This window comes from Mediterraneibacter catenae, assembly GCF_008691045.1.
Lineage (GTDB): Bacteria > Bacillota > Clostridia > Lachnospirales > Lachnospiraceae > Mediterraneibacter > Mediterraneibacter ornithocaccae.
The window spans coordinates 208,285-231,355 of record NZ_VMSO01000003.1 but is presented as its reverse complement, the minus strand read 5'-3'; the positions used below and the strand labels follow the sequence as shown (position 1 = coordinate 231,355).

The 23,071-nt window shown below is 44.9% G+C and carries 36 protein-coding genes; 1 reads left to right on the top strand and 35 read right to left on the bottom strand.

Translation table 11 applies throughout. The annotated features are described in order from the left end of the window. Positions 1-65 precede the first annotated feature (65 nt). The 34 genes from FNY66_RS04410 to rpsJ all read right to left on the bottom strand — a co-directional run bounded on the left by FNY66_RS04410 (position 66) and on the right by rpsJ (position 20,480). Positions 66-821, bottom strand: a complete 756-nt coding sequence (locus FNY66_RS04410; protein ID WP_087150404.1) for an aminoglycoside phosphotransferase family protein — start codon at positions 819-821, stop codon at positions 66-68. Positions 822-1,054: 233 nt separating this feature from the next. Next, positions 1,055-3,673 carry a bifunctional acetaldehyde-CoA/alcohol dehydrogenase gene (gene adhE, locus FNY66_RS04405; protein WP_150310382.1) on the bottom strand — a complete coding sequence of 873 codons (2,619 nt, stop codon included), beginning with the start codon at positions 3,671-3,673 and terminating at the stop codon, positions 1,055-1,057. Positions 3,674-3,874: 201 nt separating this feature from the next. Next, positions 3,875-4,195, bottom strand: a complete 321-nt coding sequence (locus FNY66_RS04400; protein ID WP_087150402.1) for a DMT family transporter — start codon at positions 4,193-4,195, stop codon at positions 3,875-3,877. Between the two features lie 169 nt (positions 4,196-4,364). Next, entirely contained in the window at positions 4,365-4,901 is a 537-nt protein-coding gene (locus FNY66_RS04395) for a bL17 family ribosomal protein (RefSeq protein WP_150310381.1), read from the bottom strand. Positions 4,902-5,087: 186 nt separating this feature from the next. Beyond that, positions 5,088-6,047, bottom strand: coding sequence for a DNA-directed RNA polymerase subunit alpha (locus tag FNY66_RS04390; RefSeq protein ID WP_087150400.1), 960 nt, complete (start codon positions 6,045-6,047; stop codon positions 5,088-5,090). Positions 6,048-6,106: 59 nt separating this feature from the next. After that, complete coding sequence (gene rpsD / locus FNY66_RS04385; RefSeq protein WP_087150399.1) at positions 6,107-6,700, bottom strand: 30S ribosomal protein S4; 594 nt, start codon at positions 6,698-6,700, stop codon at positions 6,107-6,109. Between the two features lie 86 nt (positions 6,701-6,786). Next, the gene (rpsK, locus tag FNY66_RS04380) at positions 6,787-7,182 is read right to left on the bottom strand and encodes a 30S ribosomal protein S11 (protein ID WP_072524017.1); all 396 of its coding nucleotides are present in this window, start codon (positions 7,180-7,182) and stop codon (positions 6,787-6,789) included. A gap of 29 nt (positions 7,183-7,211) precedes the next feature. Further along, positions 7,212-7,580, bottom strand: a complete 369-nt coding sequence (gene rpsM / locus FNY66_RS04375) for a 30S ribosomal protein S13 (protein ID WP_087150398.1) — start codon at positions 7,578-7,580, stop codon at positions 7,212-7,214. 341 nt (positions 7,581-7,921) lie between these two features. Next, on the bottom strand, positions 7,922-8,035 hold the full coding sequence (rpmJ, locus tag FNY66_RS04370; RefSeq protein ID WP_003497809.1) for a 50S ribosomal protein L36: 114 nt from the start codon (positions 8,033-8,035) through the stop codon (positions 7,922-7,924). Positions 8,036-8,193: 158 nt separating this feature from the next. After that, positions 8,194-8,412 carry a translation initiation factor IF-1 gene (gene infA / locus FNY66_RS04365; RefSeq protein WP_004847497.1) on the bottom strand — a complete coding sequence of 73 codons (219 nt, stop codon included), beginning with the start codon at positions 8,410-8,412 and terminating at the stop codon, positions 8,194-8,196. 41 nt (positions 8,413-8,453) lie between these two features. After that, positions 8,454-8,705 (bottom strand): KOW domain-containing RNA-binding protein, encoded by a 252-nt coding sequence (locus tag FNY66_RS04360; RefSeq protein ID WP_150310380.1) that lies wholly within the window; start codon positions 8,703-8,705, stop codon positions 8,454-8,456. 6 nt (positions 8,706-8,711) lie between these two features. Further along, a complete protein-coding gene (locus tag FNY66_RS04355; RefSeq protein ID WP_087150396.1) occupies positions 8,712-9,356 on the bottom strand; it encodes an adenylate kinase in 645 nt (214 codons plus the stop codon). Between the two features lie 277 nt (positions 9,357-9,633). After that, entirely contained in the window at positions 9,634-10,986 is a 1,353-nt protein-coding gene (gene secY / locus FNY66_RS04350; protein WP_150310379.1) for a preprotein translocase subunit SecY, read from the bottom strand. Next, on the bottom strand, positions 10,986-11,426 hold the full coding sequence (gene rplO / locus FNY66_RS04345; RefSeq protein ID WP_087150394.1) for a 50S ribosomal protein L15: 441 nt from the start codon (positions 11,424-11,426) through the stop codon (positions 10,986-10,988). Before rplO ends, secY begins: the two co-directional genes overlap by 1 nt. A 20-nt stretch (positions 11,427-11,446) precedes the next feature. Further along, on the bottom strand, positions 11,447-11,629 hold the full coding sequence (rpmD, locus tag FNY66_RS04340; protein WP_087150393.1) for a 50S ribosomal protein L30: 183 nt from the start codon (positions 11,627-11,629) through the stop codon (positions 11,447-11,449). A 57-nt stretch (positions 11,630-11,686) separates the two neighbouring features. Then, entirely contained in the window at positions 11,687-12,196 is a 510-nt protein-coding gene (gene rpsE / locus FNY66_RS04335) for a 30S ribosomal protein S5 (protein WP_087150392.1), read from the bottom strand. 16 nt (positions 12,197-12,212) lie between these two features. Then, complete coding sequence (rplR, locus tag FNY66_RS04330) at positions 12,213-12,581, bottom strand: 50S ribosomal protein L18 (RefSeq protein ID WP_087150391.1); 369 nt, start codon at positions 12,579-12,581, stop codon at positions 12,213-12,215. Between the two features lie 17 nt (positions 12,582-12,598). After that, on the bottom strand, positions 12,599-13,141 hold the full coding sequence (gene rplF, locus FNY66_RS04325) for a 50S ribosomal protein L6 (protein ID WP_087150390.1): 543 nt from the start codon (positions 13,139-13,141) through the stop codon (positions 12,599-12,601). An 86-nt stretch (positions 13,142-13,227) separates the two neighbouring features. Then, on the bottom strand, positions 13,228-13,629 hold the full coding sequence (gene rpsH / locus FNY66_RS04320) for a 30S ribosomal protein S8 (protein ID WP_087150389.1): 402 nt from the start codon (positions 13,627-13,629) through the stop codon (positions 13,228-13,230). A gap of 15 nt (positions 13,630-13,644) precedes the next feature. Further along, a complete protein-coding gene (locus tag FNY66_RS04315; protein ID WP_004847508.1) occupies positions 13,645-13,830 on the bottom strand; it encodes a type Z 30S ribosomal protein S14 in 186 nt (61 codons plus the stop codon). Positions 13,831-13,842: 12 nt separating this feature from the next. Then, entirely contained in the window at positions 13,843-14,382 is a 540-nt protein-coding gene (gene rplE / locus FNY66_RS04310) for a 50S ribosomal protein L5 (RefSeq protein ID WP_087150388.1), read from the bottom strand. A 23-nt stretch (positions 14,383-14,405) separates the two neighbouring features. Next, positions 14,406-14,717, bottom strand: a complete 312-nt coding sequence (gene rplX, locus FNY66_RS04305; RefSeq protein ID WP_087150387.1) for a 50S ribosomal protein L24 — start codon at positions 14,715-14,717, stop codon at positions 14,406-14,408. 14 nt (positions 14,718-14,731) lie between these two features. Continuing rightward, positions 14,732-15,100, bottom strand: a complete 369-nt coding sequence (rplN, locus tag FNY66_RS04300; protein ID WP_087150386.1) for a 50S ribosomal protein L14 — start codon at positions 15,098-15,100, stop codon at positions 14,732-14,734. A gap of 22 nt (positions 15,101-15,122) precedes the next feature. Then, a complete protein-coding gene (gene rpsQ, locus FNY66_RS04295; RefSeq protein ID WP_009243086.1) occupies positions 15,123-15,380 on the bottom strand; it encodes a 30S ribosomal protein S17 in 258 nt (85 codons plus the stop codon). Positions 15,381-15,393: 13 nt separating this feature from the next. After that, the gene (gene rpmC, locus FNY66_RS04290; protein WP_072524033.1) at positions 15,394-15,594 is read right to left on the bottom strand and encodes a 50S ribosomal protein L29; all 201 of its coding nucleotides are present in this window, start codon (positions 15,592-15,594) and stop codon (positions 15,394-15,396) included. Next, positions 15,584-16,021 carry a 50S ribosomal protein L16 gene (gene rplP / locus FNY66_RS04285; RefSeq protein ID WP_087150385.1) on the bottom strand — a complete coding sequence of 146 codons (438 nt, stop codon included), beginning with the start codon at positions 16,019-16,021 and terminating at the stop codon, positions 15,584-15,586. Before rplP ends, rpmC begins: the two co-directional genes overlap by 11 nt. Continuing rightward, positions 16,021-16,677 (bottom strand): 30S ribosomal protein S3, encoded by a 657-nt coding sequence (gene rpsC / locus FNY66_RS04280; RefSeq protein WP_150310378.1) that lies wholly within the window; start codon positions 16,675-16,677, stop codon positions 16,021-16,023. The genes rplP and rpsC overlap by 1 nt, the downstream gene beginning before the upstream one ends. Positions 16,678-16,686: 9 nt before the next feature. Then, positions 16,687-17,073 carry a 50S ribosomal protein L22 gene (rplV, locus tag FNY66_RS04275; protein ID WP_087150383.1) on the bottom strand — a complete coding sequence of 129 codons (387 nt, stop codon included), beginning with the start codon at positions 17,071-17,073 and terminating at the stop codon, positions 16,687-16,689. 31 nt (positions 17,074-17,104) lie between these two features. Beyond that, entirely contained in the window at positions 17,105-17,386 is a 282-nt protein-coding gene (rpsS, locus tag FNY66_RS04270) for a 30S ribosomal protein S19 (RefSeq protein ID WP_087150382.1), read from the bottom strand. 26 nt (positions 17,387-17,412) lie between these two features. Continuing rightward, complete coding sequence (rplB, locus tag FNY66_RS04265) at positions 17,413-18,255, bottom strand: 50S ribosomal protein L2 (protein ID WP_087150381.1); 843 nt, start codon at positions 18,253-18,255, stop codon at positions 17,413-17,415. A gap of 183 nt (positions 18,256-18,438) precedes the next feature. Continuing rightward, on the bottom strand, positions 18,439-18,738 hold the full coding sequence (gene rplW, locus FNY66_RS04260; RefSeq protein ID WP_087150380.1) for a 50S ribosomal protein L23: 300 nt from the start codon (positions 18,736-18,738) through the stop codon (positions 18,439-18,441). Next, positions 18,738-19,358, bottom strand: a complete 621-nt coding sequence (gene rplD, locus FNY66_RS04255; RefSeq protein ID WP_087150379.1) for a 50S ribosomal protein L4 — start codon at positions 19,356-19,358, stop codon at positions 18,738-18,740. Before rplD ends, rplW begins: the two co-directional genes overlap by 1 nt. Positions 19,359-19,388: 30 nt before the next feature. After that, complete coding sequence (rplC, locus tag FNY66_RS04250; RefSeq protein WP_087150378.1) at positions 19,389-20,072, bottom strand: 50S ribosomal protein L3; 684 nt, start codon at positions 20,070-20,072, stop codon at positions 19,389-19,391. A 90-nt stretch (positions 20,073-20,162) separates the two neighbouring features. Next, the gene (gene rpsJ / locus FNY66_RS04245; RefSeq protein ID WP_087150377.1) at positions 20,163-20,480 is read right to left on the bottom strand and encodes a 30S ribosomal protein S10; all 318 of its coding nucleotides are present in this window, start codon (positions 20,478-20,480) and stop codon (positions 20,163-20,165) included. Positions 20,481-20,941: 461 nt separating this feature from the next. Here rpsJ and FNY66_RS04240 point away from each other — a divergent pair, with 461 nt between their 5' ends. Then, entirely contained in the window at positions 20,942-21,667 is a 726-nt protein-coding gene (locus FNY66_RS04240) for a hypothetical protein (RefSeq protein ID WP_150310377.1), read from the top strand. Positions 21,668-21,776: 109 nt separating this feature from the next. Here FNY66_RS04240 and hydF read toward each other — a convergent pair whose 3' ends face one another. After that, positions 21,777-23,006 (bottom strand): [FeFe] hydrogenase H-cluster maturation GTPase HydF, encoded by a 1,230-nt coding sequence (gene hydF, locus FNY66_RS04235; RefSeq protein ID WP_150310391.1) that lies wholly within the window; start codon positions 23,004-23,006, stop codon positions 21,777-21,779. Positions 23,007-23,071: the final 65 nt, after the last annotated feature.

Genomic DNA, 23,071 nt, shown 5'->3' with positions numbered 1-23,071 from the left:
GTGTGCGCTAACAATACATACCTCCCGGCGGACTCTTTCTCAGTCAGATAAATCCGAATTTCCTTCTACTGATAATCAATTACGTCAATCCACTTCATCAGAAAATCTTTTTCCAGCTCATTATCTTTTGTCAGCTGTGCTGCTGCTACAATCGGAAGCCACTGCTGTACATATTGTCTGGCCGTGTCACTCTTCTTGCAGAAAATGTTCATATACAAATCCGCTGTCTCCTGATCTTTTAACGCGAAAAGAAGATATGTCATAGCCGCATCTGCGCTTGCATTTCCCTGGGTTGCATGAGCCCAGTCAACCACTGTCATCTTACCGTTTTTCCCAACAATGACATTACTGGGATTAAAGTCACCGTGACATACTTTATTGTGCTTTGGCATGCTTTCCAGACGGGTCAGAAGCTCGTATCTTGTCGTTGCATCGAGGATTTTCAGGCTGTTGATCTGTCGGGAAATCTTATCTTTCATACCTGTCAGAAGCGGCGATCTCTTACTGTGTACTTTAAGCTGCAGATCGACAAAATCGCTCATATATTTATCCATATTACTTCTGTCAGACTGCATCATCTCTTCCAGCGTCTTTCCGTCTTTATATTCAATCTCGATCGCCCATTTACCTTCAATCTGAGTCACACCTTTTACTTTAGGGATGTCAAGTCCGGTCTCTTCTATCCGGGCAGTCAACAGCGCTTCATTAAAAATATCTGCCTTCGGATGTGTCTCAGCAAATACTTTTACAATACTGTCATCACATCTGTAGACTGTTTTATACGGACGTTCTACAATAATATTTTTTTCTTCCAGCTTCATAAACAATGCCCTCCTTAATTGAACTTTTCATATCTGATGGTCTAATTATACCCTATTAATTCATTCAAAAAAAGGACTCACGCAGAAGTTTGTGCAATTTTTAACCATATTTTTATGATTATTTTTATCGTTATTTCTTTAACAAACATAAGGTCAGGATTGCTGTACTCGCAAAAGGAGCAGATGCAAAGCTGCACTCTGGCCTTCTCCGCATCTGCTCTCTTCGATCTACATTATTTTCCGTAGTAACACTTCAAATAAATTTCTTTTATTTCTTTGATGAGCGGATATCTCGGATTTGCTGCAGTACACTGATCATTAAATGCCTGCTCACTCATCTCATCCAGTGTCTCAAGGAAATATTTTTCATCAATGCCGTAGTCTTTTATCGTCTTCTTAATACCAATTTTTTCTTTTAAATCTTCCAATTTCGCAATAAAGCTCTCGAATACTTCTTCATCCGTGCTGCCCGTGCATCCCGCAAAGCGTCCGAGCTCTGCATATCTGGAAAGCGCATGCGGATACTGATACTGAGAAAAAGTTCCCATCTTTGTCGGAGCTTCTGCCGCATTGTATCTCATAACTTCTGTCAGAATCACTGCATTTGCCACGCCGTGAGGAAGGTGGTGGAATGCGCCAAGCTTGTGAGCCATAGAGTGATTTACTCCAAGGAACGCATTTGCAAATGCCATGCCTGCCATACAGGACGCATTGTGCATTGCCTCACGCGCTTTCGGAGCCTTTGCGCCATTCTCATAAGCAGAAGGGAGATTATCGAACACCAGCTTAACAGCTTTCATAGCAAGTCCATCTGTGTAGTCGGTAGCCATGATTGAAACATATGCTTCGATCGCATGTGTCATAACATCGATACCGGACGCGCTTGTCAGACCTTTCGGCGCTGTCATTGCATTATCCACATCTACAATTGCCATATTGGGGAGCAGCTCGTAGTCAGCGATTGGCCATTTCACGCCCGTCTCTGCATCTGTAATAATAGCAAATGGCGTAACCTCCGATCCCGTACCAGAAGACGTCGGGATTGCCACAAAATAAGCTTTCTCTCCCATTTTCGGGAATGTAAAGACTCTCTTGCGGATGTCCATGAAATCCATCGCCATGTCCTCAAAGTCTGCTTCCGGATGTTCATACATAAGCCACATGATCTTGGCAGCATCCATTGCAGAGCCTCCTCCCAGGGCAATAATTGTATCCGGCTCAAAGGAACGCATCTGTTTTACACCTTCCCGGGCACACTGCAATGTCGGGTCCGGCGCCACATCATAGAAGCATGCGTGCTGAATTCCCATTTCATCCAGTTTCTTCTCAATCGGATCTGCATATCCGTTTTTGTAAAGGAATGTATCCGTTACGATGAACGCTTTTTTCTTATGCATCACATTGCCAAGCTCTGCCAGCGCAACCGGTGTACAGCCTTTCTTAAAGTATACTTTCTCAGGCGTCCTGAACCACAGCATATTCTCTCTCCTCTCGGCAACCGTCTTCACATTCAGAAGATGTTTCACTCCAACGTTTTCTGATACAGAATTTCCGCCCCATGAACCGCATCCCAGGGTGAGTGACGGTGCAAGTTTGAAGTTATACAGATCGCCAATACCGCCGTGGGAAGACGGTGTATTAATCAGTACACGGCATGTCTTCATTGCCTCATAATGTTTCTGTATCTTTTCCGTCTCTGACGGATCTACATAGAGAGAAGATGTATGTCCGTATCCGCCGTCAGCTACGAGCTGAGCTGCTTTTTCAAGAGCTTCGTCAAATGTCTTCGCCCGATACATTGCAAGTACAGGAGATAATTTTTCATGGGCAAATTCTTCAGAAATATCAACAGACTCCACCTCACCAATCAGGATTTTTGTATTTTCAGGAACATCAATACCGGCAAGCTGCGCAATTTCATATGCTGATTTTCCCGGTATCTTACTGTTCAAGGCGCCATTAATAATAATTGTCTTGCGCACTTTGTCGACTTCTTCACCTGGTTTAAGAAAATAGCACCCCCGGTACGCAAACTCCCTCTTTACATCGTCATATATGCTGTCAAGGACAGTCACCGACTGCTCGGATGCGCAGATCATGCCATTGTCAAATGTCTTGGAATGAATAATGGAATTCACCGCCATCCGGATATCTGCCGAATCGTCAATGATGACCGGTGTATTTCCTGCTCCTACACCCAGAGCCGGCTTTCCAGAAGAGTATGCGGCCTTTACCATGCCCGGACCTCCCGTCGCCAGGATAATGTCAGACTCTCTCATGACTGTGTTTGTCAGTTCAAGAGATGGCACGTCGATCCAGCCAATAATTCCTTCCGGCGCTCCTGCCTTTACCGCGGCCTCCAGAACGACTTTTGCCGCGGCGATCGTACACGCTTTTGCGCTTGGATGGGGACTGATAATAATAGCGTTTCTCGTCTTCAGGCAGATCAGCGTCTTAAAGATAGCCGTAGAAGTAGGGTTTGTCGTCGGAATCACGGCAGCAACAAGACCGATCGGTTCTGCTATTTTCTTGATACCGTATGCAGAGTCTTCCTCAATCACGCCGCATGTTTTTGTATCTTTATAGGTATTATAAATATACTCAGCCGCATAATGATTCTTGATAACTTTGTCTTCCATCACACCGCGTTTTGTCTCTTCGACCGCCATCTTAGCCAGCGGAATACGCTGTTTATTTGCTGCCATTGCAGCTTCATAGAAGATCCTGTCCACCTGCTCCTGGGTGTAAGTCGCGAATACTTTCTGCGCCTCACGCATGGCTTTCATCTTCGCTTCAAGAGCTTCCACATTGTCGATGATCTCAGGCACTACTGCCTTTTCTTTCTCGGCCATTTTAATAAATCCTCCTGTACTTAATATTTACTGGTTGCTTACCACAGTTCTAAGTATAAGGGATTCGTTAAATTTTTGTCAATGTGTTTTTGTTAAAATATTAACGTTATATTTTTAACAATATTTGTGCATTATATACAAAATATAACGGCATACATACAAATTTTCACCCAGCCTGTAAATTTAAAGACGCAGAAAATATTAATGTCCTGATGTCGCTTTCAGCCCTATAATTCCAATCAACAGCAGTGATACAAAGAATATCCTCGCAGCTGTCACCGGCTCTTTAAACAGCACGATTCCGACTATGACTGCTCCCAGGGCTCCGATTCCCGTCCAGACTGCATAAGCTGTTCCCAGAGGCAGAGTCTTTGTAGCCTGCGATAGAAAAATGAAACTGAATACCATCCCGATAATCGTTAGTACTGTATACTTTATTTCTGTAAATCCATTTGAATACTTCATACAGGTGGACCAAAATACTTCCAGACCGCCTGCAATAACTAAAAATGCCCATTCCATAATACGTGTCCTCCCATATGTACGTTATATTTAAAATTACTGAAAGTCATGTGCATTCTATCCATACAAACAAAAAAGCGCCAAACCTGTATCTCCTACGGCCTGCCGATACAGATTCAACGCTTTACATTTACCCGGCGGTAAATGAATGGTCATATTTCTTATTCAATTATACAAGCTCCATCAGAACTTCCATAGCAGCGTCACCTTTACGCTGTCCGATCTTGATGATTCTTGTGTAACCACCATTGCGGTCTGCGTATTTCGGTGCAATCTCTGTGAAGAGTTTCTCTACTACGTCAACTTTCTTTGTGCCTGCTTTCTTGCCTGCAGCCTTTGCCGGAACCTCAGTAACCGGGCAGAGAACCTTCATCATCTCACGTCTTGCGTGGAGACGGCTCGGCTGATCTTTCTTGATCTTCTTCTCTACTTCATCGTAAACTGTTACTTTCTTTCCATCGACAACTTCTTTCACTCTCTTGCCGTCTTTGTCCTTGCGGGCAACTTTGGCTGTTACAGTTACTTCATCGAAATTATCTTTCTCTTTAACTGCCATTGCGATAAGCTTCTCTGCAACTTTGCGGATCTCTTTCGCTTTAGCTTCTGTTGTAACGATCTTTCCGTTGTTGAGCAGAGCTGTTACCTGATTTCTGATCAACGCTTTTCTCTGGCTTGATGTTCTGCCGAGTTTTCTATACTTTGCCATTTCTAATTTCCTCCATTTGGTTATGCATCTTCGGGCTTATTAATCAAATGTCTCCGCCGTGCTCTTCGGGCTTATCGGCAGAGAGTTATTACAATGTTTCCTACAGGGCACCTGAATTACTCATCACCCTATTAATGGTATCTTCTTGATCCTGTGGCTCAAGAAGCAGCATCAAGACGCTTTATGTTATTCGTCGCCTTGATTTAACTCCAGATTGAGCTCTTTGAGCTTCGCAAGAACTTCCTCAAGGGATTTACGTCCGAGGTTGCGGACTTTCATCATATCCTCAGGTGTCTTGTTTGTAAGCTCTTCTACGGTATTAATTCCGGCTCTCTTCAGACAATTGTAGGAACGAACGGAAAGCTCGAGCTCATCAATGCTCATCTCAAGAACTTTCTCTTTCTCGTCATCCTCTTTCTCGATCATAACTTCCGCTGCCTGAGCAACTTCTGAGAGATCAACAAAGAGTTTCAGATGCTCGCTTAAGACTTTAGCCGCAAGGCTGACAGCCTCATCAGGAAGCATCGTTCCCTTTGTCCACACGTCAAGTGTCAGTTTATCATAATCGGTGATCTGTCCGACACGGGTATTCTCTACAGTAAGATTTACACGGTCAACCGGAGTGTAAATGGAATCAATCGGGATCACGCCGATCGGCATGTCCTCTGTCTTATTCTTGTCTGCACTCACATATCCTCTGCCTTTTGTAATGGTCAGTTCCATATACAATTTGCAGTCCTTGCCGCCGCTCAATGTAGCGATGACCTGCTCCGGATTAACGATCTCGATATCAGAATCCGCCTGAATATCAGCGCCTGTAACAACGCCCTCACCCTCGAACTCGATATATGCTGTCTTGACTTCATCAGATTCGGAAGTGTTCTTGATCGCCAGAGATTTCAGATTCATAATGATCTCTGTCACGTCTTCTTTTACCCCCGGAATGGAGCTGAATTCGTGCAGCACACCGTCAATCTTCACGGAACTGATGGCTGCTCCCGGAAGAGAAGAAAGCATAATTCTTCTCAGGGAGTTTCCAAGGGTTGTTCCGTAACCTCTCTCCAACGGCTCTACGACAAATCTTCCGTATTTTTTATCATCTGAAACATCCGTAATTTCAATATTTGGTTTATTAAAATCAAACACTACACAGACCCTCCTTATGGGTTTTTAAATGTTGAAGGGGTACGCTGTTGCAGCCGATATTACTTAGAATACAGCTCGACGATCAGCATCTCATCTACAGGAACATCGATAGCTTCTCTTGTCGGAAGCTCTTTTACTGTACCTGTCAGATTCTCTGAATCAACTTCAAGCCAGTCCGGAATCAGATTTCCGCCTGTCACTTCGAGAATTTCTTTGTATCTCGGTGAGCTTTTCTTATTCTCTTTGATAGAGATCACGTCTCCGGCTTTGATCAGGTAAGACGGAATGTTCACCTGCTTGCCGTTTACGAGAACATGCTTGTGATCAACGATCTGTCTTGCTTCTTTTCTTGTTCTTGCAAATCCCATACGGAACATTACATTGTCCAGTCTGGACTCAAGAAGTCTCATCAGGTTTTCACCTGTCATACCTTCCATCTGTTTTGCTTTCTCGAAATAGTTTCTGAACGGTTTCTCAAGAACGCCATAGATGAATTTTGCTTTCTGTTTCTCACGAAGCTGAAGACCGTATTCACTCATTTTTCTGTTTGATCTCTTCAGCTGTCTGTTAGATTTCTTACTGATTCCGAGGTAAATCGGATCCATGCCTAATGAACGGCATCTTTTAAGAACAGGAACTCTGTTTACTGCCATGTCTATCCTCCTAATTTCATACACATCAGCGGACATCCGCTGTTTTAGTTACTTTCGTATTTATACAGATTACTTTCTCACTGAGATTAGACTCTTCTGCGTTTCGGCGGACGGCATCCGTTGTGCGGAACCGGAGTCACGTCTTTGATGCTGACTACGTCGATACCACATGCCTGAAGCGCACGGATTGCTGCCTCTCTTCCTGATCCCGGGCCTTTTACAAAGACATCTACTGTTTTAAGACCATGTACCAATGCTGCCTTAGCTGCTGTCTCAGCTGCCATCTGCGCTGCGTACGGAGTAGATTTCCTTGAACCTCTGAATCCCAGGCCGCCTGCACTTGCCCATGAAAGAGCATTTCCCTGTGTATCTGTTAATGTAACGATTGTATTATTAAAAGATGACTGGATGTGTGCCTGTCCTCGTTCAACGTTTTTCTTGACACGTTTTTTTGTTACTTTTTTCGCAACTTTCTTTGCCATTTAAACTAACCTACTTTCTTCTTTCTATCTTACTTTTTCTTATTTGCTACAGTTCTCTTCGGTCCCTTGCATGTTCTTGCATTTGTCTTTGTCTTCTGACCACGTACCGGGAGTCCTTTTCTGTGACGGATTCCGCGGTAGCATCCGATTTCTTTGAGTCTCTTGATATTGAGCTGGATCTCTCTTCTGAGATCACCTTCTACCACCTGAGTCTCATCGATTACTGCACTGATCTTCTTTACTTCTTCACTTGTAAGATCTCTTACGCGAGTGCTAGGATCTACTCCTGCCTCTGCTAAGATACGGTTTGAACTTGTTCTACCGATTCCATAGATATAAGTCAGACCGATTTCTACACGTTTGTCTCTTGGTAAGTCTACACCTGCAATACGAGCCATGTGTCTTTCCTCCATTTTCTTTGTTGATATCTACTTTAACTGAGGCTGCGGATGCTCTGCAGAGATTCTCTCTGACTTTTGGTGTCATGTGCATCCTACCGGGTTATCATCTCCCGATATCCCAGCCCAGGCGTGCATAATCCGCCACGCCCTTTCCCGGCACGGATCTTTTTCAAGCCCCGTCAATGCAAACGCCGGGTATTAGAAGCAATATACAGAAATGCCAGACCCCCGCTCTGCGGTACCTGTGTACAGATGCGGTGTATCCTTACTGTATATTAAACAGCTCTACACACTGCCGAGTGTGTCCTGCTGTCAGCCGCCTAAATCATAATCCGAAATTAACCCTGACGCTGTTTATGCTTCGGATTCTCACAGATTACTCTGATGCTTCCTTTTCTTTTAATAATCTTGCATTTTTCACAAATTGGTTTTACTGATGATCTAACTTTCATGTCAAATCCTCCTTCCCTTATGTGCTTTGCCTACATTTTCCGGCCGTTTTTGGGCACACCACTCCAAAAATGACCATTTCATAGTATAGCATCAAATACTCTATCGAGTCAATAACTAATTTTATTTTTTTACTGAGCTTTCGCTAAATGCTTTCGGTCTATTTATCTCTCCAGATGATTCTTCCTTTGCTGAGATCATACGGAGACATCTCCAGTGTAACCTTGTCGCCCGGCAGAATCTTGATAAAATTCATTCTCAGCTTGCCACTGATGTGGGCGAGTACGATGTGGCCGTTCTCTAATTCTACCTTAAACATAGCATTCGGAAGTTTCTCTACTACAACTCCCTCGATTTCAATCACGTCAGCTTTTGACATATTAAATCCTCCTGCAAATCTGGGCATCCAAGCCCCCGTTCCTAAACCTGATCCCCCTGCTGGGTAAATGTACTTATAATATTACGGACTGCCGTGTCATCCGGCATCTCCTCCAGGCGCATCTTCAGAATCGGCTGCAGATGCTTCCTGTTTTTTCGTTTCATATGGCGGAGAGGTCTTAAATCCCCGTCCGCCACATATACATATTCATCTTCATCGCGGATTATGACATAGATGCGATCTTTGTCATGACCCGCTTTTGACTTTACAAGCATTCCCGGTTTTAACTGCATTCCGGTTTACTCTCCTAAAATTTCAACGATTGCTGCAAATACATCGTTGATATCAACTGTGCCGTCTACCTCTTTCAGAATGCCTGCCTGTGTGTAATAATCAATCAGAGGCTGTGTCTGCTCATGGTATACTCCGAGTCTCTTAAGTACTGTTTCCGGTTTGTCATCATCTCTTAAGATGAGGCTGCCGCCGCATTTATCACAGATGCCTTCCTCTTTTGTAGGTGCATATACGATATGATAAGTAGCTCCGCAGTCCACACATGCTCTTCTTCCGGACATGCGGTTCACAATGTTTTCATCCGGAACTTCCACATTGATCGCATAATCCATCTTCTGCCCCATCTCAGCAAGAGCTTTGTCGAGGGCCTCTGCCTGCGGAATTGTACGCGGAAAACCGTCAAGCACATATCCATTTGCGCAGTCATCCTGGTTCACTCTGTCAACAACAAGGTCAACGACCAGTTCATCCGGAACGAGCAGTCCCTGATCCATGTATGTTTTGGCTTTCTTCCCAAGCTCTGTGCCATTCTTAATGTTGGCACGGAAAATATCTCCTGTGGAGATATGCGGGATTGAATACTTCTCCGCAATTTTCTTGGCCTGAGTTCCTTTTCCTGCACCCGGTGCTCCAAGCATGATAATCTTCATAATCTTACCTCCGATCTGTCTGTTTTTATAAAATTTGTTTTATTGCCCCACTCGGAGAGCGCATTCGCAAAACCGCACTTACGTGCTTCCCGCGGCGATGCCGCTGTTTTGCTCATATACTTGCGCTCTCTTCATGTGTATATCCGCTCGCATGAGAATGTAGGCATCCTCCTCGCTCCCGAATATCACATGACCGAGTTGTTGCTTCATAATAAGCCATGAGCCCGCGAGATTTTGCCCTCATTACCGGACAAAATTCAGCGAGCTTGATAGTGGCTTAATATCCAAGGAAGCTGTTCGACATATTACTTCCTTTGTTATTTAAAAATCCTGTATAATTTCTCACAAGCATCTGTGACTCAATCTTCTTTATAGTGTCAAGTACTACACCGACGATAATGATCAGTGATGTTCCTCCAAATGAAACATTTGCGCCAAACACACCGTTAAAGAAGTACGGTATAACCTGGACGATGATCAATCCGCAGGCGCCTATGAAAATAATGTAATTTAATATTTTCTGCAGATATTCCACAGTCGGTTTACCCGGACGGATACCCGGTATGAACCCGCCGCTCTTCTTCATATTATTTGCAATTTCCAACGGATTGAAAGTAATCGATGTATAGAAATATGCAAAGAATATAGTAAGCAGAATATACACTACAAGGCCAATCGAATAAACCGGATTTTCCGGATTGCACCAGTTGTTGGAATTCAGACCGGCAAGAATCTGGCTTCCGATACCTGTGCCTTTTCCTGCGCCTACGAACTGAGCGATCACAATAGGTGTCTGCATCAGCGAAGATGCGAAGATGACCGGAATAACTCCGGCAGTATTTACACGGAGCGGAATATGTGTGGACTGTCCGCCGTATGTTTTTCTTCCCTGTACTTTCTTGGAGTACTGTACTGCGATTCTTCTCTCACCACTCTGCAGCAGTACGACAAAAATCACGACTGCAAGGATCACAGCAAGGATGATCAGAGCTGCAAGTCCTGCCTGCGCAATCTTTTTGCCTGCAATGAACTGCTCGTACAGTGTCGTGAAGTCCTGAGGAAGGCGTGAAAGAATGTTGATCAGAAGTACGATAGATATACCGTTTCCAACACCATTCTCTGTGATACGTTCACCAATCCACATCAGGAAAGCACTTCCTGCTGTCAGAGTACAAACCACGATCGCGCAGTCAACAAAATTATAGTTCTCCAGAAGTCCCTGACGTCCGAGTCCTACAGCAAGAGCAGTAGATTCAATCAGTGCAAGCCCTACTGTCACATATCTTGTGATCGCCGCGATCTTCTTTCTTCCTTCTTCTCCCTCTTTCTGCATTTCCTCAAGCTTTGGAATAGCGATTGTAAGGAGCTGCATGATGATAGAAGATGTGATGTACGGCGTAATACTCAGTGCAAACACAGAAAAATTAGTAAAAGAACCGCCGGTGAACGCCTCAAAAAAATTGAATGCGTCCCCGGTCTGCTGTGCAAAAAATTCCTGAATGAAAGTTGGATCTACTCCCGGAGTCGGGAGCTGTGATCCAAGCCTCACAACGATAAGCATTACAAATGTGTAGAAAATCCGCTTTCTGATGTCTTCAATCTGAAATGCTCTACGTACTGTCTTAAGCATTAGATCACCTCTGCTTTTCCACCAAGTGCTTCGATCTTCTCAGCAGCTGCTGCACTAAATGCATTAGCCTGAACAGTAAGCTTCTTAGTTAACTCTCCATTTCCAAGAATTTTAACCCCGTCTCTCGGGTTTTTCACGATACCGCTCTCGATCAGAGTCTCAACAGATACTGTAGCGCCATCCTCGAATCTCTCAAGTGCGCCCAGGTTGATAGCAACGATCGTCTTGGAGTTTCTGTTTGTGAAACCTCTCTTCGGTATTCTTCTGTATAAAGGCATCTGACCACCTTCGAATCCAGGTCTTGTTGCACCTGAACGGGCTTTCTGTCCTTTGTGGCCTTTGCCGGCTGTCTTGCCGTTTCCTGAACCATGTCCGCGGCCTCTTCTGAAATTATCACTCTGTTTAGAACCGTCTGCCGGTCTTAAGTTTGATAAGTCCATGACGTTACCTCCTTATCTTTTTATGCCTCTTCTTCAACCTTAACCAAGTGTCTAACCTGCTGTACCATACCTCTGGTAGCTGCATTGTCCGGCAGTACGACTGTTCTGCCTGTCTTCTTGAGACCAAGAGCCTCAACTGTCTTTTTATGCTTTGGTATGGCGCCGATTGTAGACTTTACTAACGTAACTTTTAAGTTTGCCATTTCAATCTTACCTCCTTATGTGATAGATCTGACTATATCATAACAGATTCTATCCGCTTAGCCCATGATCTCTTCAATAGATTTTCCGCGAAGTCTTGCAACATCCTCCGGAGCTTTTGTTCCCTTAAGCCCTTCAATTGTAGCAAGTACAACGTTCTGCTTGTTATTTGATCCAAGAGATTTTGTACGGATGTTCTTGATTCCCGCCATCTCGATCACGGCACGGGCCGGACCTCCGGCGATAACACCGGTACCATCCGGAGCATTCTTAAGGAGTACGGATGCGCTTCCGAATTTTCCGATCACATCGTGGATCACACTCGAGTTGTTATCAAGTGATACTGTGATCATCTTCTTCATTGCATCTTCTTTTCCCTTGCGGATTGCTTCCGGGATCTCAGTAGCTTTTCCCAAACCTGCACCAACATGGCCATTTCCATCGCCGACAACAACTAAAGCTGTAAATTTGAAGTTACGACCACCTTTAACAACCTTGGTAACACGTTTGATTGATACCACTTTTTCTAATAATTCCATCTGACTAGCATCAATACGTTCCTGTCTCATCTGTGTTCTCCCTTCCCTAGAAATTCAGCCCAGCTTCTCTTGCTGCGTCTGCCAGTGCTTTGATCTTACCCTGGTAAATGAAGCCGCCTCTGTCGAATACGACCTCAGTGATACCTTTTTCTTTCGCTTTCTCAGCGATCACTTTTCCGAGGTATGCTGCTGCATCGATGTTGTTTGTCTTCTCAAGTTCTGCCTTCACGTCTTTCTGAAGAGTGGAAGCTGCAACCAGAGTATTTCCAACAGTGTCGTCAATGATCTGAGCATACATATGATTATTACTTCTGAACACAGCTAAACGCGGTCTCTCAGCAGTTCCGCTGAAACGGTTGCGTAATTTCATGTGTTTTTTTCTACGAATTTCGCTTCTTGATTTCTTACTAACCATTTTCACACTCTCCTTATTTATTTCTTACCAGTCTTGCCGACTTTACGTCTGATGACCTCATCAGCGTACTTAATACCTTTGCCCTTGTACGGCTCAGGTCTTCTCTTGTCTCTGATCTCTGCTGCAAACTGTCCGACTTTCTCTTTGTCGATACCTTTTACAGTGATCTTGTTCTGACCTTCCAGAACGGTCTCAACACCTTCCGGATCGATCATCTCGACTGGATGAGAGTATCCAAGGTTCAGTGTCAGTTTATTTCCTGATTTGGCTGCTCTGTAACCTACACCGTTTACTTCCAGGACTTTCTCGTATCCCTGTGTAACACCAACAACCATGTTGTTGATCAGTGTTCTTGTAAGACCGTGAAGAGATTTCATTTTCTTGAGATCGTTCGGTCTTGTTACAGTTACTTCTTCGCCTTCAACTTTGATTTCCATTTCTGTCGGAAGCTCTTTTGTAAGAGTTCCCTTCGGACCTGTTACAGTCACTACATTGTTCTCAGCAACTTCTACAGTTACTCCTGCAGGAATTGCTACGGGCAGTCTTCCTATACGTGACATACCTGTTTTCCTCCTTAACTTAAATTTTCGGAGCAGCGGCTTTAGGCTGCTCTGTTTTCAGTTGCTTGCGCCTGCCGGCGCGGGGATTACCAAACGAAGCAGAGCACTTCTCCGCCTACGCCGAGTTTTCTTGCTTCTTTGTCTGTTACTACACCTTTGTTTGTAGAAAGGATCGCTGTTCCGAGTCCTCCGAGAACTCTCGGGATATTCTCTGTGCTTGCATAAACACGAAGTCCCGGTTTGGAGATTCTCTTCAGTCCGGAAATAACCTTCTCGTTCTTATCAGCACCGTATTTCAGTGTGATATGAATCGTCTGGAAATGTCCGTCTTCTACAAGATCATATTTTGCGATATAACCTTCATCGAGCAGGATGTTTGCTATAGCAATTTTCATCTTGGATGCCGGTACATCAACTGTATCATGTTTCGCAGTATTTGCGTTACGGATTCTTGTAAGCATATCTGCAATCGGATCGCTCATAGTCATGTCTGTGATTCCTCCTTACCAACTTGCTTTTTTAACGCCAGGGATCTGTCCTTTGTATGCCAGTTCACGGAAGCAGATACGGCAGATTCCATATTTTCTCAAATATGCATGCGGACGTCCGCAGATTCTACAGCGGCTGTACTCTCTTGTGGAGAATTTCGGTTTGCGCTGCTGTTTGATTTTCATTGATGTCTTAGCCATGAATTTCCCTCCTTACTTTGCAAACGGCATATTGAACAGTCTCAATAATTCACGTGCTTCCTCGTCAGTCTTGGCAGTTGTAACGAAGATTACATCCATACCTCTGACTTTATCGATCTTGTCATACTCGATCTCAGGGAAAATCAGCTGCTCCTTGATTCCAAGTGCATAGTTTCCTCTTCCGTCGAATGCGTTCGGGTTTACACCTCTGAAGTCACGAACACGCGGAAGTGCAAGGTTTACGAGACGGTCAACGAACTCATACATTCTCTCGCCTCTAAGTGTAACCTTACATCCGATCGGCATACCTTCTCTGATCTTGAAGTTAGCCACGGAGTTCTTTGCTCTTGTAACAACGGCTTTCTGACCTGCGATCTTCTCCATGTCAGCAATCGCAGACTCTAAAACCTTTGCATTGTCTTTTGCTTCGCCTACGCCCATGTTGATAACAACTTTGTCGAGCTTCGGCACTTCCATAATATTTTTATAACCGAATTTTTTGATCATTGCATCAATGATCTCATTCTGGTACTGTTCTTTCAGTCTACTCAAAGTCCTGGACCTCCTTCCTCGAATTAATCAATCACTTCGCCTGTTTTCTTAGCGAAACGAACTTTCTTGTCGCCATCCATCTTGAATCCTACTCTTGTTGCCTGTCCTTTGTGTACGTACATAACGTTGGACGCATCAATGTAGCCTTCCTGATGTACGATGCCGCCATTCTGGTTCGCTGCGCTCGGCTTTGTGTGCTTTGTCAGCATATTGACGCCTTCAACCAGGACTTTACCGTCTTTTTTATTTACGGCAATTACTTTGCCCTCTTTGTCTTTATCTTTTCCGGCGATGACCTTTACAGTGTCGCCCTTTTTAATCTTCATAGTTGACATTCTTAGGCACCTCCCTACAGTACTTCCGGAGCAAGGGAAACGATCTTCATGAAGTGTTTCTCTCTGAGCTCACGGGCTACTGGTCCAAAAATACGTGTTCCACGCGGGTTTAAATCATCTTTTATAATAACAGCAGCATTCTCGTCGAATTTGATGTAGGAACCGTCTTTACGGCGTGCGCCCTTTACAGAACGTACAACTACAGCCTTTACGACATCTCCCTTTTTCACAACGCCGCCTGGTGTTGCATCTTTAACAGTCGCAACGATCACATCACCGATGCTTGCATATCTTCTTGTAGAACCGCCAAGTACGCGGATGCACAGAAGCTCTTTAGCACCTGTGTTGTCTGCTACTTTCAGTCTGCTTTCTTGCTGTATCATGCAGGTAAACCTCCTTCAAAAATTATTTCGCTTTCTCCATGATTTCCACAAGTCTCCATCTCTTGTCTTTGGACAGCGGCCTTGTTTCCATAACTTTTACTGTATCTCCGATCTTACACTCGTTATTCTCATCGTGAGCTTTCAGTTTGTAAGTTCTCTTAACGATCTTCTTATAAAGCGGGTGTTTTACATGGTCCTCAACAGCAACAACGATTGTTTTGTCCATCTTGTCGCTGACAACCTTACCCGTACGGGTTTTTCTAAGATTTCTCTCTTCCACGGCTTACTCCTTCCTATCGCCCAGCTTCAGTAATCAGAGTCTGGATACGAGCGATATTCTTTCTTACTTCCTTGATCCTGCTTGTATTGTCCAACTGGTTTGTGGCATTCTGGAACCTTAAGTTGAAGAGTTCCTTCTTAGCAGCTACTAATTCCTGATTTAATTCCTCTACGGATTTTCCTCTTAATTCTTTTACAAATGTATTAGTTTTCACTGTTATCACCGCCTTCTAAGTCTGCGCGAGAAACAATTTTGCATTTGCAAGGTAATTTATGCATTGCAAGTCGAAGTGCCTCTCTAGCGATTTCCTCTGGTACTCCTGCAATTTCAAACATTACACGGCCCGGTTTAACTACTGCTGCCCAGTACTCAACTGTACCTTTACCGCTACCCATACGAGTCTCGGCCGGCTTAGCTGTGATCGGCTTATCCGGGAAGATCTTGATCCATACCTTACCACCACGTTTGATGTAACGTGTCATGGCAACACGGGCTGCCTCGATCTGGTTGGAACGGATCCAGCACGGCTCTGTAGCAACGATACCGTACTCACCATATGAGATCGTGTTACCTCTGAGGGCTTTACCCTTCATAGTACCACGGAACTGTTTACGACGTTTTACTCTTTTTGGCATTAACATTATTTATCGCTCCCTTCCTTATCTGCTTTAGTCGGAAGAACCTCGCCTTTGTAAATCCAAACCTTTACACCGACTTTTCCGTAAGTTGTGTCAGCTTCTGCGAATCCATAAGCAATGTCAGCTCTCAGTGTCTGCAGCGGAATTGTTCCCTCGCTGTAGAACTCTGTACGAGCCATATCTGCACCGCCAAGACGTCCGGATACGGAAGTCTTAACTCCGAGCGCACCTGCTTTCATTGTTCTTGACATGCAGGATTTCATAGCACGTCTGAAAGAGATACGGTTCTCAAGCTGCTGTGCGATATTCTCAGCAACAAGCTGTGCGTCTTTGTCCGGTCTCTTGATCTCCTTGACATCAACGATCAGCTTCTTGTCTGTAAACTGTCCGAGTTCTTTCTTTACTTTCTCGATCTCAGAGCCGCCTTTTCCGATCACTACACCCGGTTTTGCTGTGTAAACAGTGATCTTAACGCGCTCAGAAGCTCTCTCGATCTCGATCTTTGAAATTCCGGCGCTGTATAATCTCTTTTTCAAAAATTTTCTGATCTCGTGGTCTTCAACCAGGTTGTCAGCGAAATCTTTTTCTGCGTACCATTTGGAATCCCAGTCTTTGATAACGCCGACTCTCAAGCCATGAGGATTTACTTTCTGTCCCATAATGCCCTCCTATCTTTCATTCAGCACGATTGTGATGTGGCTCATTCTCTTCTCGATCCTGTAAGCCCTGCCCTGTGCTCTCGGTCTGATTCTCTTCATTGTCGGTCCTTTATTTGCGTAGCACTCCTCGATGTAAAGGTTGTCGACGCTCATACCGTTGTTGTTCTCAGCGTTCGCGATCGCTGATTTCAGCAGTTTCTCTATCACTGTAGAAGCATATCTCGGATTGTAAGCTAAGATACCGAGTGCTGTTGTTACATCCTTTCCTCTGATGGCATCAAGAACGTAGCATGCCTTCTGAACAGATACTCTTGCGTAAGAGATCTTGGCTGAAGGTCTTGTATCTCTCTGCTCGTTTCTTTCTCTCTTGATCTGGGATCTATGTCCTTTTGCCATGGATGAACCCTCCTTTCAAAATATACGAATCTTATCTGACTTTAGATTTCTTCTCGTCTTTTCCATGTCCTCTGTAAGTTCTTGTCGCAACGAACTCACCGAGTTTGTGTCCTACCATGTCCTCAGTAACATATACCGGTACATGTCTTCTTCCGTCATGTACGGCAAATGTGTGACCGACAAATGACGGGAAGATTGTAGAACGGCGTGACCATGTCTTAATAACTGATTTATCACCAGATGCATTCATAGCGTCTACTTTTTTCAGTAAATGTTCGTCTGCAAATGGTCCTTTTTTAAGTGAGCGAGCCATAGGTTCTAACCTCCTTGTGAATCTGATTATTTAATCGCTTTACCATCTCTTCTTCTTACGATCAGCTTATTGGAAGCTTTTTTCTTCTTGCGGGTCTTAAGGCCAAGTGCCGGTTTACCCCACGGAGTACACGGACCCGGGCGTCCGATACCGGTCTTACCTTCACCACCACCGTGCGGATGGTCATTCGGGTTCATAACAGAACCGCGGACTGTCGGACGGATACCCATGTGACGTTTACGTCCTGCTTTACCAATGTTGATCAGGTTGTGCTCTCCGTTTCCTACCACACCTACTGATGCGCGGCAGATAATCGGAACCATTCTCATCTCACCTGACGGAAGTCTCAATGTTGCGTATTTACCTTCTTTTGCCATGAGCTGTGCACTGTTTCCGGCAGAGCGTACAAGCTGTCCGCCTTTTCCAGGATAAAGCTCAATGTTGTGTACCTGCGTACCAACCGGGATTTCAGAAAGCGGCAGGCAGTTTCCTACATGTACCTCTGCTTCCGGTCCGTTCATAACGGTCATGCCGTCTGTCAGTCCTTCAGGAGCAAGAATATATGCTTTCTCGCCGTCTGCATAGCAGATCAGAGCGATGTTCGCGCTTCTGTTCGGATCGTACTCGATACCGATTACAGTTGCCGGGATTCCGTCTTTCTTTCTCTTGAAGTCTACGATTCTATATTTCTTCTTAGCTCCGCCGCCACGGTGTCTTACAGTGATCTTACCCTGTGCGTTGCGGCCTGCTTTTCTTTTCTTGGATTCCAGGAGGGATTTCTCAGGAGTTGTCTTTGTGATCTCAGAGAAATCAGAACCTGTCATCTGTCTTCTGGAAGGTGTATATGGGTTATAAGTTTTGATTCCCATTACTTTCTCTCCTTTCGTTACTGCGATTATTTGTTATCATGCTTTTATGCATATAGGTTGATCGGTAAAGTTTCATCAAAGGATTTACAGTTCGCTGTGCTAGGCTCGAAAAGACCTCGCCAAGCTCCGCGAACGGGTCCCGACTAAAACTCGACCTGCGTCTTCGACTTGCTCTCGTTAAGTCTACAGACCCTCAAAGATCTCGATGTCTTTGCTGTCCTCTGTAAGCTGTACAATTGCTTTCTTCGTCTTAGCTGTCTTACCGAATGTCATACCACGTCTCTTGTTCTTTCCGTCAAGGTTCATTGTGTTGACACTCTTTACCTTTGTTCCTTCGAACATTTTCTCAACAGCTTCTTTGATCTGATTCTTTGTAGCCTCTGTGTGTACAAGGAATGTATATTTCTTGTCAGCCATCAGATCCATGCTCTTCTCTGTGATGACCGGTTTAAGGATTACATCATAATACTGAACGTTTGCCATTATGCGTACACCTCCTCGATTGCAGCAACAGCAGCTTTCGTTGCGATAACTGTGTTGTATTTCAGGACATCATATACATTGATCGTATTTGTACGAGCTGTCTTGACATCCGGGATGTTCTTAGCGGAGATCTCAACATTTGTATTTCCGTCTTCCAGCACTACAAGAGCTTTGTTCACGTTCAGGTTATTCAGAACGTTCTGGAAGTTCTTTGTCTTGATCTCGTCAAATTTCAGTTCATCAACTACGATGAATTTGTTTTCTTCCACTCTGGAAGTAAGTGCGGATTTGAGAGCCGCTCTCTTCTCTTTCTTGTTCATCTTGAAAGAGTAATCTCTCGGAACCGGAGCGAATACTACGCCGCCGCCTGTCCACTGCGGAGCTCTTGTTGAACCCTGTCTTGCATGACCTGTTCCTTTCTGTCTCCACGGTTTTCTTCCGCCGCCGGAAACTTCAGAACGTGTCTTAGCTTTCTGTGTTCCCTGACGATTGTTTGCAAGCTGATTTACAACTGCCATGTGTACAAGGTGCTCGTTTACCTCAACACCGAATACAGCATCATTCAGTTCGATGGTATCAACTTCTTTACCTTCGATATTGTAAACAGATACTTTTGCCATCTGTGTGTTCCTCCTTTCTTATTGTCACCCTTAGCAGCTCTTAACGGATTCTTTGATCGTTACGAGGCATTTCTTCGGTCCCGGCACAGAACCTTTTACAAGGAGAAGGTTGTTCTCTGCGTCAACTCTTACGACCTCGAGATTCTGAACTGTGATCTTCTTGTTACCCATCTGTCCAGGCATTTTCTTTCCTTTGAACACCTTGCTCGGATCAGATGCAGCACCGTTAGAACCAGCGTGACGATGGAACTTGGAACCGTGTGTCATAGGTCCTCTGCTCTGTCCGTGGCGCTTGATCGCACCCTGGAAACCTTTACCTTTGGAGATTGCTGTCGCATCGATGTGATCACCCTCTGCGAAGATGTCAGCTTTGATCTCCTGAGCAAGAGCATATTCCTCTGCATTGTCAAATCTGAACTCTTTTACATATCTCTTTCCGGATACGCCTGCTTTGTCAAAGTGGCCTTTCTCAGCTTTTGTCACACCGTTTCTGTGTGCAACTGCTTTCTTTCCGCTGCCGTCTTTTGTGACGATCTTCTCTTTCTTGTCAACAAAACCAACCTGTACAGCGCTGTAGCCATCGTTCTCAACTGTCTTAACCTGTGTTACTACACAAGGACCAGCCTGCAGAACTGTTACCGGAATCAGTACTCCGTCTTCGTTATTGAAGATCTGAGTCATTCCAACTTTTGTAGCCAAAATAGCTTTCTTCATTATGATTACCTCCTGTGATTTACAGCGGAGCGCTTATGCGCTCATCCTAAATGTTAGGACGTTACTGTTTTAATAATGTAGCTGTCCGTATTATTTGGACTTCATTTTGATATCAATGTACACACCTGCCGGCATTTCCAGTCTGGAAAGTGCATCAACCGTCTTCTGTGTCGGTGTGATGATATCGATCAGTCTTTTATGAGTTCTCTGCTCAAACTGCTCTCTGGAGTCTTTGTACTTGTGTACAGCTCTCAGAATTGTCACTACCTCTTTCTTAGTCGGCAGCGGCACCGGTCCGCTCACCTGTGAACCGTTCTTTTTTACAGTTTCGATGATTTTCTTTGCGGATGCATCAACCAGCTGGTGATCATACGCTTTCAGTGTGATTCTCATTACTTGACTTGCCATAAAAAAAGTCGCCTCCTTTTCGTACTTGTAACTCAGTACGACAAGCGGTGACTGTACACTCTCCCGTGTGTGTCGTGAGAAACATACACGGCGCTCTCGCTTTCTTCAACTCATGCGGCAGACTTTTTCTGCACACAAAAAACGAGATACTGTTGTGATTCGTACAGTGACTTGTCGCCAGTTTCCTAACTTGACATTCGCTCCACGGAAAACCTGCTTTCGCTTATCTTTTCGCTCCGGCAGCAACCTCACGCTTCATCGCTATCATGTCACAGCTTTTTCAGTATATCCGATAGTTGGATTTATTTCAAGAGGTTTTTAAGAAATAATGTATTTTTTTCAATACAATTTTATATGTTGCGAAAGTTATACATGTCTAATATAATGTAGATACAGTTATTGCCATTTTCTGGCGATTCTGCAGTTAATAAGGTAGTACAAATGACAAGGGGTAAATTATTATGGGAGTATCAAACGATAACACAATTATGTACAAAAACGACAATTCTATCATCGACCTGTCTGATTCTCAATTCAACAAAAACAGCGGTGCAACTACAGAGTTTCCGCTTCACAGCCGCGAAGCAATCGCTCCGGAACTCTTCGAAGAGCCGGACAGCCTGGGGGCGCCGGAAAATCTGGATGACGATTTCGATGCAGAGGCAAACGCCGAAGTAAAAATCAATCAGAGCAATTACCTGAGATATCTCTCAGATCTGCGCAAGGCGGACAGCGAGCTTGCACTCGCAAAAGCCGAGTCCGCCGAACTGGTCCGTCTCATGGACAGCTACAAAGAACACTACAGTGAATATGAAAAACTTATCCATACTCTTGTACTTGAAAACAATACAGCAGTAAATCAGCAGCTCGATACAATTAAAGCTCTGGCCCACAGGTTGAAAAAGACCAGCGCATCTCTCGACGCACGCATCGACAAAGAAATCCAGAGACTTACACTCGCTCTGGCCCAGTCTATTCAGGGAAATGTCAAAGATTCCTGCGACAAAGAACTGGCAAAGGTCAGCGAAGCCACTCAGGTGCTGCATGATTACAGCTCAAAAGTAAAAGAACAGTATCGTAAATTCGAACGGCTGGAAGGATTCAAGTTCGCACTGTTTGTGATCAGCAGCATTTCATCACCGATCGTTCTGATCCTGTTTGTGCTGAATATGTTACATATTATATAGATCCATACCGGCAGCCCTGTTGATCTGACATCCCAGTGCTGCCGGTTTTCTTTATAATCTCTTTCTTCTCGCCGCTTCTCTAAAAGCATATGCCTGTGAAATCCGGCTCTCATCCCAAAAGTACGGAGATGTCGGGAAAGACTTGAACACTTCTTTTCAGTATCCCTTTCACATACGCGATCATGATCCCGTAATTTGTCATCGGCACTCCCTGATCAGCTGCGCAGCTCAGACGGTATTTCATCTCCCGCTCATTAAGCATACAGCCTCCACAGTGGATGATCAGCTTATACTTTTTCAGATCATCTGGAAATTCAGTTCCGGAACTCGTAACTATCTGCACATCCTTCCCTGTATACTCCCTGATCCATCTCGGGATCTTTACAGTTCCAATATCATCGCACTGTCTGTGATGGGTGCACCCTTCACTGATAAGCACCATATCGCCGTCTTCCAGTCCGTCCAGTGCAGTCACCCCGCGCACGGCCTGCTCAAGATTCCCCTTATACCTGGCCATTAATATAGAGAAAGAAGTCAGCTGGATATCCTCCGGCGTATCAGCCGCGACCTGTGCGAACACCTGACTGTCCGTGATGACCATCTTCGGTTTCTTATTTAATTGCCCAAGCGCATTTTTAACCCCGTTCTCTTTTACGACCACTGAGACCGCATCCGCCTCGAGGATATCGCGGATTGTCTGCTGCTGGGGCAGGATCAGCCTGCCCTTGGGAGCGGCAGAATCAATAGGAACCACAAGCACCGCTACATCTGACGGTTCAAGGAGATCCCTGACAAGATACTTTTCCGGCTCTTCCACGCGCGCGATCGAAGCGATCCGTTCTTTCAGCTCATGGATTCCCTCTCCGGTCGCAGCGCTTACCAGCGCCAGCTGTCCATCGTCCAGTGTCAGTCTCCTTTTTACCGCTTCCTCCACCGCTGTATCCGCCAGTTCCTTCTTATTAATAACTACGATGAACGGGATATTCTTTTTCCTGATCCTCTCCAGCAGAGTCTCATCCTCTGCTGACGCCCCGACCGTACCGTCGATCACAAGAACCGCGGCATCCGTCTTGTTGAGGACCTGATAGCTCTTCCTGACGCGCATACTCCCAAGCTCACCTTCATCATCAATCCCCGGCGTATCCATCATGACTACCGGCCCCAGCGGCAGGAGCTCCATAGATTTATACACCGGATCAGTTGTAGTCCCTTTGACATCTGACACTACCGCAAGTTCCTGTCCCGTCACCGCGTTCATAACACTGGACTTCCCCGCATTACGCTTTCCAAAAAAGCCGATATGTGTCCTCTCGGACATCGGCGTCTGATTCAAGCCCACTTTGTTTCCTCCCTTCATTTAATCCCCGGTCAATTTACAAAACGGGACGCCGCTTAAATAAGCAG

Coding starts and splice junctions, on each gene's coding strand:
- adhE (WP_150310382.1), bottom strand. CDS start 3,673: ATGGCCGAGAAAGAAAAGGCAGTAGTGCCTGAGATCATCGACAATGTG.
- rplB (WP_087150381.1), bottom strand. CDS start 18,255: ATGGGAATCAAAACTTATAACCCATATACACCTTCCAGAAGACAGATG.
- rplP (WP_087150385.1), bottom strand. CDS start 16,021: ATGTTAATGCCAAAAAGAGTAAAACGTCGTAAACAGTTCCGTGGTACT.
- rpsS (WP_087150382.1), bottom strand. CDS start 17,386: ATGGCTCGCTCACTTAAAAAAGGACCATTTGCAGACGAACATTTACTG.
- rpsC (WP_150310378.1), bottom strand. CDS start 16,677: ATGGGACAGAAAGTAAATCCTCATGGCTTGAGAGTCGGCGTTATCAAA.
- rpsK (WP_072524017.1), bottom strand. CDS start 7,182: ATGGCAAAGAAAGTTGCGAAAAAAGTAACAAAAAAACGTGTCAAGAAA.
- rpsE (WP_087150392.1), bottom strand. CDS start 12,196: ATGAGACAGGAACGTATTGATGCTAGTCAGATGGAATTATTAGAAAAA.
- rplW (WP_087150380.1), bottom strand. CDS start 18,738: ATGGCAAACGTTCAGTATTATGATGTAATCCTTAAACCGGTCATCACA.
- secY (WP_150310379.1), bottom strand. CDS start 10,986: ATGCTTAAGACAGTACGTAGAGCATTTCAGATTGAAGACATCAGAAAG.
- rpmJ (WP_003497809.1), bottom strand. CDS start 8,035: ATGAAAGTTAGATCATCAGTAAAACCAATTTGTGAAAAATGCAAGATT.
- FNY66_RS04400 (WP_087150402.1), bottom strand. CDS start 4,195: ATGGAATGGGCATTTTTAGTTATTGCAGGCGGTCTGGAAGTATTTTGG.
- rplR (WP_087150391.1), bottom strand. CDS start 12,581: ATGGTTAGTAAGAAATCAAGAAGCGAAATTCGTAGAAAAAAACACATG.
- rplC (WP_087150378.1), bottom strand. CDS start 20,072: ATGAAGAAAGCTATTTTGGCTACAAAAGTTGGAATGACTCAGATCTTC.
- rpsH (WP_087150389.1), bottom strand. CDS start 13,629: ATGACTATGAGCGATCCGATTGCAGATATGCTTACAAGAATCCGTAAC.
- rplX (WP_087150387.1), bottom strand. CDS start 14,717: ATGTCAACTATGAAGATTAAAAAGGGCGACACTGTAAAGGTCATCGCC.
- rpmD (WP_087150393.1), bottom strand. CDS start 11,629: ATGGCAAACTTAAAAGTTACGTTAGTAAAGTCTACAATCGGCGCCATA.
- rplF (WP_087150390.1), bottom strand. CDS start 13,141: ATGTCACGTATAGGAAGACTGCCCGTAGCAATTCCTGCAGGAGTAACT.
- rplV (WP_087150383.1), bottom strand. CDS start 17,073: ATGGCAAAAGGACATAGATCCCAGATCAAGAGAGAAAGAAACGAGCAG.
- rplO (WP_087150394.1), bottom strand. CDS start 11,426: ATGGACTTATCAAACTTAAGACCGGCAGACGGTTCTAAACAGAGTGAT.
- rpsD (WP_087150399.1), bottom strand. CDS start 6,700: ATGGCAGTAAACAGAGTTCCTGTTCTTAAAAGATGCCGTTCATTAGGC.
- rplN (WP_087150386.1), bottom strand. CDS start 15,100: ATGATACAGCAAGAAAGCAGACTGAAAGTAGCAGACAACACAGGTGCT.
- FNY66_RS04360 (WP_150310380.1), bottom strand. CDS start 8,705: ATGCAGTTAAAACCGGGAATGCTTGTAAAGTCAAAAGCGGGTCATGAC.
- FNY66_RS04410 (WP_087150404.1), bottom strand. CDS start 821: ATGAAGCTGGAAGAAAAAAATATTATTGTAGAACGTCCGTATAAAACA.
- FNY66_RS04355 (WP_087150396.1), bottom strand. CDS start 9,356: ATGAAGATTATCATGCTTGGAGCACCGGGTGCAGGAAAAGGAACTCAG.
- FNY66_RS04395 (WP_150310381.1), bottom strand. CDS start 4,901: ATGGCAAAGTATAGAAAACTCGGCAGAACATCAAGCCAGAGAAAAGCG.
- rpsM (WP_087150398.1), bottom strand. CDS start 7,580: ATGGCTCGTATTGCAGGTGTAGACTTACCAAGAGACAAACGTGTAGAA.
- infA (WP_004847497.1), bottom strand. CDS start 8,412: ATGTCAAAAGCTGACGTGATTGAAATCGAGGGAGTTGTAGTAGAGAAA.
- FNY66_RS04240 (WP_150310377.1), top strand. CDS start 20,942: ATGGGAGTATCAAACGATAACACAATTATGTACAAAAACGACAATTCT.
- rpsJ (WP_087150377.1), bottom strand. CDS start 20,480: ATGGCAAGTCAAGTAATGAGAATCACACTGAAAGCGTATGATCACCAG.
- FNY66_RS04315 (WP_004847508.1), bottom strand. CDS start 13,830: ATGGCTAAGACATCAATGAAAATCAAACAGCAGCGCAAACCGAAATTC.
- rplD (WP_087150379.1), bottom strand. CDS start 19,358: ATGGCAAAAGTATCTGTTTACAATATCGAAGGTAAAGAAGTTGATACC.